Origin of the sequence: Clostridium sp. (assembly GCF_017888565.1) — a bacterium.
Taxonomy (GTDB): Bacteria; Bacillota; Clostridia; order Clostridiales; family Clostridiaceae; genus Clostridium.
On the sequence record NZ_JAGHFX010000005.1, the window covers coordinates 16965 to 29153 of the forward strand.

A 12189-nucleotide genomic window follows, 5' to 3' on the forward strand; every position below is an offset into this window, starting at 1 on the left:
CTATAGAAGTAATTTATCTACAATTAAACTACCATCCTTATCTATATATGCATGTACATTTTTAGATGGCTTTTCTAAGATATATTTTTTATTTCCTATAATAAAAATAGTGTTGTGATATGCAACATCTACATTTATCTCTCCTTTTTTATCTACCTCTAACTTTGTAAATACGCCTGAATCACTTCCTACTATTGAAGCCTCAATTAATTTTCCTGCCTTCAAGTGACCCCCTCTACAGACAGAAGACTTAAGATAAAAATTAATATTACCAGATGAATTCAATTGACTAGTGAATAGTCCTTTTCCCATTATATTTATATCTCCTGTAACACTTATTTCAGATTCTTGAGCATACTCAATTGTTAGATCTGCTGTTGTTATAACATCCTTTTCTAAATCTTCTAACTCCTTAGCTATTTCATAAATTATATCTTCTATTTCATTAATATCTTTTATAGTGCTAGGAGCTGCTCCCATAAGTTTTCCCTTAACTAACTTTACAACAGTAGAGTCATAGCAATTATCTTGCATAGAATTAGAAATTATCTTAATACATGCTTTAGGAATATTTTTATATTTTGTCTCAATAAGCAACTTAATTATCATTCCATCTGTTATATTTTTATTAATCAAATTATTATCTTTTAGATATATAGAGCTTTTCAACAAAGATTCTAAATCTTCTTTAACCTCTTTTAATGTTTTAACTCTCTTTTCTTTAATTAAATCTGTTCCTCCAACTTCAACTACAGAATCAACTATATTCCCCATAATTTTAGATGTATCTTTTGCATCAACTAACCCATTAAATACTCCATCTTTTACATCAAGGCTGCCACCTGCAGTAACTTTCATACCTTCAGTTATCTTACCATTTATTTGTACACTTGATGGAAATCTAATATTTCCTGTTGAAATTTTAACGTCATCATTTAATACATATATAGGTTCAACATTTATAGTATTTTTACTAAAATATGGTCTTCCAGCAATAGTTGAAATTATTAAATTATCTTTTATCTTACATCCTTGTCCCGCCGAAAAATTACTTTTTTTCTTGGCCTTCCCTGGTATTTGTTGTGAAAAAACATTTTTTCCATCAACACCATTCTCTCCTTTTATAATCTCGGCTAAAACTTCGTTAGCTTTAACACTTGTTATAGAATTAAAATCCCTATAATCTACTTTTTCTGTATTTTTATCTATTTCTAATTTATTATTTGATTTAAAAAACACCTTTATTTGGTCTTCAATAGGAGGTTTCGCCTTTACACCCTGTGCTATCAATTTATTTTCAATATTTCTGTTAGACACTATCTTTTTTAAAGCATCATTATCTATACCATAAGATATACCCTTATCTTTCAATTCAGTAACTAACTCAGATTCCGTTATTATTGGCGGCTCTATTCCATCTTCTATTTCTACATCTAATGATAGAATATTACTTTCATTTGAATCTTTTAAATAATAAATTAATTCCTTCTTATAAGTAATTGAAATATAAGCTTCTGTTTTATCATCGTTAAATCTTACATCAATAAGACGTTGTCCTTTTTCTTTAAACTCTTTAAACTCTACAACATCTTCCTCTTTTACACTAGACTGATTAGTTACTTTTTCTCCATTTATATATAGTTCCCCATTTAAAGGCGGCGAAATGCTTGCATATTTCCCATTTCCAACTGGATTTTTAATTATTATTTTCTTATCCTTAACATAAATACTTCCATCAATGTTATTGATTTTCTCATAATTCTCTCCCATACCCCCGCACCCCTTTTACATAAATATGGTAATTAAATTACCAGTTTAATAATATCATAATTTAAATTTTTTTGAATATACACAAATCTCTTAAAAATATAAAAAATGATTATTTTATCTAAATTTATTAACGTATATTTTTATTTCTTCATCGAAGCTTTTAATTAATTTTTGCATTACTTTATTTTCAACATTAAAATTAATATTATCAACTTTAGAAATTGGTAATATTTTAGGTGATGTGCCCGATATAAACATTGCATCAATATTTTCTAACTGCTCAAAATTTATCTTTTTTTCTTCAAAACTTATACCTAAGCTTTTAGCTAATGATATAATCCTTCCTCTTGTAACTCCTGGTAAAACATCCTCTAATGGAGAAGTATATAATGTATCTTCTTTAATCATAAATATATTTGACTTACTTCCTTCAGTTATAAATCCATTTGAGTTTACAAGTATTGCTTCAAAAGCACTTGCTTTATTAATTTCGTCTGTTACTTTTTGTCTAAAGTTACTATCAATTACCTTTGCATTTGGATTTGTTCTTTCTCCATGATAAAGTATAGTTGCTACCCCATTTTTATACATATCTTTATTTGGATAACTATGCTTAACACTAAAAACTTTCATAGTATCACTTTGTATATCAAATGTAAGTTTAATATTTCCACACTCTATATTATTTGCTTCGATTAATCTTACTAGATAATCTTTTATTTTATCATATTTATAAGAAAATGTTTTTTCCATCAACCTAAAAGATGATTCTAATCTCTTTATATGCTCTTCATAAAATAATGGAACTCTATCTATAACTCGTATAACTTCATATATGATTCTATCTTTTTCTGTTGAATCACTTGTATAATTATCTATCCCCTCTAAATGTCCATCTTCTAAATAATATTTTGAAATAGCTTCCATAAGTAATTCCTCCCTTTATTTCCATCTTAACACTTCAAAACTATTTTTCTTTTTATAATTTATTAAATAAGCATTTCCAACTAAATCTAATAACGGCTTATCTGATAAGGAATCAGAAAACATATAAGAATTTTTAAAATCAACTTTGATATTTTCCTTTTCTAGAACTTCATTAAGCCTTCTTACTTTTTCTTCACCTTTACAATTTGCACCTTCCATTTTTCTTATAAACTTACCGCTATCTATAGTAAACTTTGTTCCTATAACCATATCTACTTCTTTTATAGCGTAAAACTCTCTTAAATAAAATTCTGGAGATGCAGATATTAAATATACTTTATACCCTTGACTTTTTAAATTTTTCATCATTTTTATAGCATCTTTATATAATATATTCTCTAAAACATCACTATAGAAATTTTTTACTAATATAGCTAAATCATTTTCATCTATACCATCTATAAATTTAAGAAAGCTCTCCTTTACTCTCTTTTCATCATAAACTTTTATAGAATACATAATTCCACTATATAAAGCTCTTGGAAGAAATTTAATATTTCTTATATCTTTTTTAATAACATATTTATATAATTGCATTAAGGTTTCTTTTTTAGTTATAGTATAGTCTACATCAAATATTGCTAATTTATCCATTATCATTCCTCCTAAGCTAATTCATTATTAATTATATACTATAATTTGCTATAGTTAAACAAATTAGTATCTGAATAGACTTAAATATAAAATAATATTATATTTATAATAATTATTATTTTATATAAAAAAATATTACCACAGGATTAGTGTAGTAATATTTATATTTTCCATCTATTAAACTAATTTTTTTAAATATTTTTCTAATCTATTTAATCCCTCTTCAATTATTTCCATCGATGTTGCATAAGATAATCTTATATAATTATCTAATCCAAAGGCAATTCCTGGTATTACTGCAACATTTTCTTCGTTTAATAAACTTTTTGAAAAATCTAAAGATGAATTAATTATATCTCCATTAAATTCCTTACCGAAATACTTTTCTATACATACCATTATATAAAAAGCACCTTTAGGCCTTATAATTGATAAACCCTGAATTTTATTAATTCTATTAATCATATAATTTCTTCTTTTTTCAAATTCTTTTATCATTATCTTTATGCTATCTTGTGGTCCATTTAATGCTTCAATTGCAGCATATTGAGATATAGAGTTTATATTTGATGTAACATGACTTTGAACACTACTCATTAACTTAGCAATTTCCTTACTAGATGCTGAATATCCTATTCTCCATCCTGTCATTGCATATGCTTTTGATAACCCATTAATAACTATGGTTCTTTCATAAGAATCTTTTGATATAGATGCTATACTAATATGTTTTTCATTATCATATATTAATTTTTCATATATTTCATCTGATACTATTAATAAATCATACTCCTTAGCTAGCTTTGCAATTTCAGTTAGTTCTTCTCTTGTATATATACTCCCTGTAGGATTATTGGGACTGTTGACCAATATAGCTTTTGTTTTACTTGTAATTAAATTTCTAAGTTCTTTTACTGAATATTTATAATCATTTTCCTTATTTGTATTTACAAATATCGGTACACCACCAGCTAACTTTACTAGTTCTGGATAGCTTACCCAATAAGGCGTAGGTATTATTACTTCATCACCTTCGTTTAGTATAGATAAAAAGGTGTTTGCCAAACTTTGCTTAGCTCCTGTAGATACTACTATCTGATCTACAGCATAATTTAATTCGTTATCTTTTTTTAATTTATTACAAATAGATTTTCTTAAATCTAAAATACCACTCGTAGGAGTATATTTGGTTTTTCCATCATTCATAGCTTTTATAGCAGATTCTATTATATTTTCTGGAGTATTAAAATCTGGCTCTCCTGCCCCAAAACTTACTACATCGATTCCTAATTCTTTTAATCCTTTTGCTTTTGCTGTAATTTCTAATGTTATTGATGGATTAATTTTCATTGCTTTATTAGATAAATCCATTTTGATACCCCCATTTACTTTTTATAATTTATCAATTTATTTAGTAAAGCTTCATTTATCCCATAGCTTCCTATTAAATTTTCATTATAACATTCTTTACCATGATAATCGCTTCCACCAGTTATAAATAATTTATATTTCTTACATATATTATAGAAACTGTTAGTTTGTTCTCTACTATGGCTAGGATGATATACTTCTACACCTCTTAGACCATAAAATTTAAGATCCTTAATTATGTTCTCAATTGCTAATCCTTTATATATCTGACCCGGATGAGCTAAAACTGCAATTCCACCTGAATTATTTACAACTTGTATAGCATCTTTATAATTAATTTTGAAACCTTTAACATATGCAGGCTTTCCTTTAACTAAAAAATTAGTAAAAGCAGCTTTATAACTATCAAAATATCCTTTTTTCACCATAGCATTAGCAACATGACTTCTTCCAATTACTGTAGAATTTAAATCAATAGCTAGCTCATCTAATGTTAAATGAATATTATTCTTATTTAACTTAAAAAGAATTTCTTCTATTCTTTCTATTCTTGCTTTATTTAATTTATTTACAGTTTCGTTTAAAGATTTATCTTTTATATCAATAAAATATCCTAATATATGAATTTCTAAATCATCATATTCAGTACTTAGTTCTATTCCAGATATAATATTTATGTCATTATAATTATTTTCAACTATATATTGTGAAGCTATTGAGTCATGATCTGTTATAGAAATACTTTTCACCCCTAGACTTTTTGCTTTATCCACAATTTCTTCTGGTGTCATACTACCATCTGAATAATTTGAATGAATATGTAAATCTGCATAGTTCATTTTAACACCTTATTTCTTAAGTATATATTTAAAATATATCATTATTAATATAAAATGACAATTAAAAAGTTAACATATTATTGCCTATTTCACCTTTTAATAAATTATATTATTCACTTGTTTCCTAAAATAGAAAAATGTGAAATAAGTCTATTATCAAAATAGAATTCCCTAAAATCATATTATAATATCTAAAATAATTCAAAACTTTTGTATTTTCTTATAAATAAAAGAAGTGCCAAATTTGGCACTTCTTTTATTATTACTCAGCTAAATCTTCGCTATAGAACTTTGATACTCTATCAAATTCTTCTTCTTCTGGAATTATTAATTCCCCATCTTCATTTGATCTAAATAAGTAAACTGAATCTTCATTTGGATCTTGAGCTAAAATATACTCATTTTCTTCAAATTCAAAAGCATCTATAATTGGACATGAAATAACATTTCCATTATCATCTTCTAAGTCTACAACAAAATGTTCGTGATGATCTTCTCCACAACCACATCCTTCATGATGTTCATGTTCATGTTCATGATCGTGACCGCATCCACATGCCTTTTCTTCTTCGTTGCATCCACATTTCTTTTCGTTATCCATTAAAATAATCCTCCTTCAATAGATTATGATTCTATTTAATTCTACCCTTAATTAGTAAAAATTAAAAGAAAAATATTAAATTATTTTTATTTTTTTGTTAATAATATAAAAAATGAGGAGCTTTATAGCTCCTCACCTATAAAAATTATTGTTGTTCTGCTAATCTCTTATAGTTTGCTAATCTTTCCATAGCATCCTTTTCTGTCTTTTCGAATAAAGCGTCAGCTGCTTCTGGGAATGCCTTAGCAAGTGATGCGTATCTTACTTCACCCATTAAGAATTCTCTGAAATCAGCTTTTGGTTCCTTAGAATCTAATGAGAATGGATTCTTAGTTCCAATTAAGCTTGGATTATATCTATATAATCCCCAATATCCGCATTCAACAGCTTTCTTAGCTTCGTCTTGGCTATTAGCCATACCATTCTTAATACCATGGCTTATACATGGAGCATAAGCAATGATTAATGATGGACCATCATAAGCTTCTGCTTCAGCTATTGCTTTAAGAGTTTGGTTCTTGTCAGCTCCCATAGAAATTTGAGCTACATATACATATCCATATGTCATAGCCATCATTCCTAGGTCTTTCTTCTTAGTTCTCTTTCCTGATGCAGCAAACTTAGCTATTGCAGCAGTTGGAGTTGATTTTGAAGATTGTCCACCAGTATTTGAGTATATTTCTGTATCAAATACAAGAACATTTACGTCTTCTCCTGAAGCAAGAACATGGTCTAATCCACCGTATCCGATGTCATATGCCCATCCGTCTCCTCCGAATATCCATTGAGATCTCTTAACTAGGAATTCCTTATCCTTTAAAATTTCTCTTGCATAATCAGCATCAACATTTTCTAAAGTAGCAAGAACTCTGTTAGCTCTATCTCTAGTTCCTTCTCCACTGTTCATGTGATCTAACCAGTCTTGAAGCACAGCTTTAACATCTTCTGAAGTTTCTATTTCTAAAGCCTTCTTCATGTTATCAGCTATTCTTTCTCTTATAGCCTTAACTCCTAAGTACATACCTAATCCAAATTCAGCATTATCTTCGAATAATGAGTTAGCCCAAGCTGGACCATGTCCTTCATTATTTACTGTATATGGAGTTGCAGGAACTGATCCACCCCAAATTGATGAACATCCAGTAGCATTAGCTATCATCATTCTATCACCAAATAATTGAGTTACAAGCTTAGCATATGGAGTTTCTCCACAACCAGCACAAGCTCCTGAGAACTCAAATAATGGTTGTTCAAATTGGCTACCCTTAACTGTATTCTTGTTCATTGGGTTCTTCTTAGGTGTAACATCTTTAACTGCATAATCCCAAGCTTCGATTTGTTCTTCTTGAGTGTCCATTGGTTTCATTATTAATGCTTTACCTGGTGCTGGACATACTTGAGCACAGTTTCCACAGCCTGTACAATCTAATGGAGTAACTCCAATTGTATAGAATGTTGGTTCTTCTGTCTTTAATGCCTTTGCAGGAACAATTTTCATTGATTCTGGCGCATTTTCTTTTTCATTTTCATTTAATAAGAATGGTCTTATAACAGCATGTGGACATACATATGCACATTGGTTACATTGGATACATTTATCTTGTTGCCATTCTGGAACATTGATAGCTATACCTCTCTTTTCATATGCAGCAGTACCTGCCATAAATGTACCATCTTCCATTCCATCAAATGCTGAAACTGGAAGGTCAAATCCTTTTTGAGCATTGATTGGTTCTACTATGTTCTTGATGAAAGCTGGAACTTCATTCTTATCTTCCTTAACTTCTTCAACAGCATCTTTCCAATCTGCTGGAACTTCTATTTTAACTATAGACTCAACACCCTTGTCTATAGCAGCATAGTTCATATTAACAACTTTTTCACCTTTTTTACCGTATGACTTAACTACAGCGTCTTTTAAGTATTTAACAGCATCTTCAACTGGAATGATGTTAGCAATCTTAAAGAATGCAGCTTGCATTATCATGTTGATTCTTCCACCAAGACCAATTTCTTGTGCTATCTTAACAGCATTTAAAGTATAGAAATCAATGTTGTTTTCTGCTATGAATTTCTTCATTGATGCTGGTAATTTTTCATTAACTTCTTCTGGAGTCCAGATTGTATTTAATAAGAACTTACCATTTTTCTTTAATCCTTCTAATACGTCATACTTGTAAACGTAAGCTTGGTTGTGACATGCTACGAAATCAGCTTTGTCAACTAAATATGGTGACTTAATTTGTTTCTTACCAAATCTTAAGTGAGATACTGTTATACCACCAGATTTCTTTGAATCATAAGAGAAATATCCTTGAGCATACATATCTGTATGGTCTCCAATGATCTTAATAGCACTCTTATTAGCACCAACTGTACCATCTGATCCTAATCCCCAGAACTTACATGCTTTAGTTCCTTCTGGAGTAGCATCGATATCACCAACTACTTCTAATGAAGTATTAGTTACGTCGTCAACAATTCCAATTGTAAATCCATCTTTTGGATTTTCTGATAATAAGTTAGCATATACAGAAGCTATATGTGCTGGATTTGGATCTTTTGAACCTAGTCCATATCTTCCTCCAACTATAACTGGAGCATTTTCTCTTCCATAGAATGCACTCTTAACATCTAAGTATAATGGTTCACCGATTGAACCTGGTTCTTTTGTTCTATCTAAAACAGCTATAGATTTTACTGTAGCTGGTATAACCTTTAATAATCTTTCTGTTGAGAATGGTCTGTAAAGTCTTACTTTAACAACCCCAACCTTTTCTCCTTTTGCATTTAAGTAGTCAACAGTTTCTTCAGCAACATCAGTTGATGAACCCATTGTAATTATTACTCTATCTGCATCTGGAGCTCCATAATAGTCGAAGCAGTGATATTCTCTTCCTGTTAACTTAGTTATTTCAGCCATGTAGCTTTCTACAACTTCTGGAATATCTTCGTAGAATCTATTTACTGACTCTCTAGTTTGGAAGTATATATCAGGATTTTGTGCAGTACCTCTTGTTACTGGATGATTTGGATTTAAAGCTCTCTTTCTGAAAGCATCTAAAGCATCATGATCAACTAATTTAGCTAATTCATCATATTCTAAAACTTCTATTTTTTGAATTTCGTGTGAAGTTCTGAATCCATCAAAGAAGTTCATAAATGGTATTCTAGTTTTTATTGAAGTTAAGTGAGCTACTGCTGATAAATCCATAACTTCTTGAACTGATCCTTCTGCAAGCATTGCAAAACCAGTTTGTCTTGCAGCCATAACGTCTTGATGGTCTCCAAATATACTTAATGAAGATGTTGCTAAAGCTCTTGCTGATACATGGAATACTGTTGGAAGCATTTCCCCAGCAATCTTGTACATATTTGGAATCATTAATAATAAACCTTGTGATGCTGTATATGTTGTTGTTAATGCACCTGCTTGTAAAGATCCATGAACTGCACCAGCTGCTCCTGCTTCTGATTGCATTTCCATAACCTTAACAGGTTGTCCGAATATGTTGTGTCTTCCTTGTGCTACCCATTCATCAACGTGCTCAGCCATTGGTGATGATGGTGTAATTGGGAAAATAGCAGCTACTTCTGTGAACGCATATGATATATGAGCCGCAGCCGTATTACCATCCATAGTTTTCATTTTTCTCATCGTGTTTGACCTCTCTTCCTTATATATAAAATTTTATAAATACGCTAAATACAGAAATTTAATACTGTATTCAATAGAAATAAATTATTGGTAAGAAAAGATTCAATCGCTTAATTACGTCTCCGTACCTAACCCCTAAGGTACTTACCTGAGTCTTTACCCCCTCAAAGAATTTATTTAGTTAATTCCTCACCAAGTTCTTTTGCTTTTAATAATTCTTCTTCGCTTGGTGATTCCTTAACGGCGATGTGTCCTACAACATTAAAGTCGTAATCATTCATACGTTGAACCCAATCAACCATGAACTTTCCATCATCCCATCCATATGATCCAAATAATACTATCTTCTTTTGTTTGTTCGGTAATAATTTGAATTGGTTGATAAATGGTTCCATTTCATGTTGTTCAATTCTATTATTATCCATTGATGGGCTTCCGAAAGCTACTGCATCGACTTCTGTTACATCTTCAACTGTTGCATCATAAACATATTTTATATTTACATCTGCATTGGCACACTTAGCACCTTCTGCAATTGAATTTGCAAGAACTTCTACGTTTCCTCCATTGCTCCAATAGATAATAGAAATTTTCTTCATAATTACATCACCTCATCCTTTGACTAAATTAAGTCACATTGCTGGATATATATTACCTGTATTTTTACTCACTATTTTATTATATAACACTATTTTTTTTTTGCAAGTTTTATACAAGCCATATTACTTCAATATATCCTTTTCAATTAAAAAAATTCTTATTTTACTTGTTTAACTCTATACTTTGGTTAATTACTCCTAAAATCGCATCTACACCATTAGTTATACCACTTTTTTTCATATTTTTTACTAAACCACTACTTTTTTCTTTTAACTCATTAATTTTTGTAAGTAACATTTCTTTATTTTCCATCATTTCATCTTCATCAAGGACTACTGAGTATCCTTCCTTCTCAAAAGATTTAGCATTTAATATTTGATCTCCTCTACTTATCTTTTTAGATAATGGAATTAAAAGAGTTGGTTTATTTAATGCTAGTAATTCAAATATAACATTAGCACCTGCCCTAGATATTACATAATCAGCTGCTTTTAATAAATGTGGAAGTTCATCTTTAACATACTCATATTGCACATATCCTTTTAAATTGTTTAGTTTTTTATCTAAGTTACCTTTTCCACATATATGAATAATATTAAAGCTTTTTAATAAGCTTTTAATATTTTTTCTTACTTCCTCATTAATACTTTTAGCACCTAAACTTCCTCCAATAATAAATAAAATTTCCTTATCATCATCAAAACTACATATCTGTTTTCCTTTAATTGCACTACCGCTTAAAATTTCTTTTCTTATTGGTGTTCCAGTTAATACGCCTTTACCTTCCTTTATATAATTTAAACTTTCTCTAAATGTAACACATAATTTTGAACAAAATGGTGCTGATAGCTTATTGGCTAAGCCTGGAGTTAAATCTGATTCATGTGATACAACCGGAATTTTCTTCATAGAGGCTGCTATTACAACTGGAACCGCAACAAATCCACCCTTAGAGAATATTATATCTGGTTTTTCTTTTTTAATAATTCTATTAGCTTCTACAACCCCCTTCATAACTTTAAAAGGATCTGTAAAATTTTTAATATCAAAATATCTTCTAAGCTTCCCTGACGAAATTTCATAATAAGGTATTTTAGCATCTTTTATTATTTCTTTTTCTATTCCATCTTTACTTCCTATGTATTTTATATCAAAGCCTTCTTCTTTTAATCTTGGTACTAATGCTAAATTAGGAGTAACATGGCCTGCTGTTCCTCCCCCAGTCATTATTATTTTATATTTACTCATTTAAACACCCCACTTATTTAATTGACAATTGATAATTTTGGAATAAAACTCTCAAACAGTTTTATATATTATAATTCAAAAAAGTCAAATTATTTTATAATCTATTTACTTTTAGCTATAATCTTTAATTGTTTTTTCTCCTTAAATAATATCATATTATTCAAAACAAATTAAATGTTATTTAATTTATTATAAAAAAATTATCTCTTCCACTATTATGTCCAATTACCTAAAGTTACATATCATATTTTTTTTAAATATACACAAGCTATAATTACAAAAGAGACAAGGAGGTGTAAAAATCATGGCAAGTAACAGAAGTTTAATACCAGAAGCAAAAAATGGATTAGCTAAATTCAAAAATGAAGTAGCTAACGAAATGGGAGTACCATTCTCTGATTACAATGGAGATTTATCTTCAAAACAATGCGGAAGTGTTGGTGGAGAAATGGTTAAAAGAATGGTAGAACAATATGAAAACGGATTAAAATAGTTTTCATATGTTAATTTAACCTAAATAA

General features: G+C 29.3%; 10 protein-coding genes. 1 reads left to right on the forward strand and 9 read right to left on the reverse strand.

Features of this window, described 5'->3' with window-relative positions; genetic code table 11:
• The 9 genes from J7M87_RS01115 to J7M87_RS01155 all read right to left on the reverse strand — a co-directional run bounded on the left by J7M87_RS01115 (window position 1) and on the right by J7M87_RS01155 (window position 11668).
• The gene (locus tag J7M87_RS01115) at window positions 1-1770 is read right to left on the reverse strand and encodes a flagellar assembly protein A (protein ID WP_291647836.1); all 1770 of its coding nucleotides are present in this window, start codon (window positions 1768-1770) and stop codon (window positions 1-3) included.
• A gap of 114 nt (window positions 1771-1884) precedes the next feature.
• The gene (locus tag J7M87_RS01120; RefSeq protein WP_291647838.1) at window positions 1885-2697 is read right to left on the reverse strand and encodes an aminotransferase class IV; all 813 of its coding nucleotides are present in this window, start codon (window positions 2695-2697) and stop codon (window positions 1885-1887) included.
• A gap of 15 nt (window positions 2698-2712) precedes the next feature.
• On the reverse strand, window positions 2713-3351 hold the full coding sequence (locus tag J7M87_RS01125; protein WP_291647840.1) for an HAD-IB family hydrolase: 639 nt from the start codon (window positions 3349-3351) through the stop codon (window positions 2713-2715).
• 177 nt (window positions 3352-3528) lie between these two features.
• Window positions 3529-4722: a pyridoxal phosphate-dependent aminotransferase gene (locus J7M87_RS01130; protein ID WP_291647842.1), complete on the reverse strand. Its 1194-nt coding sequence runs from the start codon at window positions 4720-4722 to the stop codon at window positions 3529-3531.
• Window positions 4723-4736: 14 nt separating this feature from the next.
• Entirely contained in the window at window positions 4737-5561 is an 825-nt protein-coding gene (locus tag J7M87_RS01135; RefSeq protein ID WP_291647844.1) for a PHP domain-containing protein, read from the reverse strand.
• Window positions 5562-5823: 262 nt separating this feature from the next.
• On the reverse strand, window positions 5824-6162 hold the full coding sequence (locus tag J7M87_RS01140) for a DUF1292 domain-containing protein (protein WP_291647846.1): 339 nt from the start codon (window positions 6160-6162) through the stop codon (window positions 5824-5826).
• Between the two features lie 145 nt (window positions 6163-6307).
• Window positions 6308-9820, reverse strand: coding sequence for a pyruvate:ferredoxin (flavodoxin) oxidoreductase (nifJ, locus tag J7M87_RS01145; RefSeq protein WP_291647848.1), 3513 nt, complete (start codon window positions 9818-9820; stop codon window positions 6308-6310).
• A gap of 173 nt (window positions 9821-9993) precedes the next feature.
• A complete protein-coding gene (locus J7M87_RS01150) occupies window positions 9994-10419 on the reverse strand; it encodes a flavodoxin (RefSeq protein WP_291647850.1) in 426 nt (141 codons plus the stop codon).
• A gap of 163 nt (window positions 10420-10582) precedes the next feature.
• On the reverse strand, window positions 10583-11668 hold the full coding sequence (locus tag J7M87_RS01155) for an undecaprenyldiphospho-muramoylpentapeptide beta-N-acetylglucosaminyltransferase (RefSeq protein WP_291647852.1): 1086 nt from the start codon (window positions 11666-11668) through the stop codon (window positions 10583-10585).
• A 304-nt stretch (window positions 11669-11972) separates the two neighbouring features.
• On the opposite strand from J7M87_RS01155, the gene J7M87_RS01160 reads away from it, so the two are divergent.
• Window positions 11973-12161, forward strand: coding sequence for an alpha/beta-type small acid-soluble spore protein (locus tag J7M87_RS01160; RefSeq protein WP_291647854.1), 189 nt, complete (start codon window positions 11973-11975; stop codon window positions 12159-12161).
• Window positions 12162-12189 lie beyond the last annotated feature (28 nt).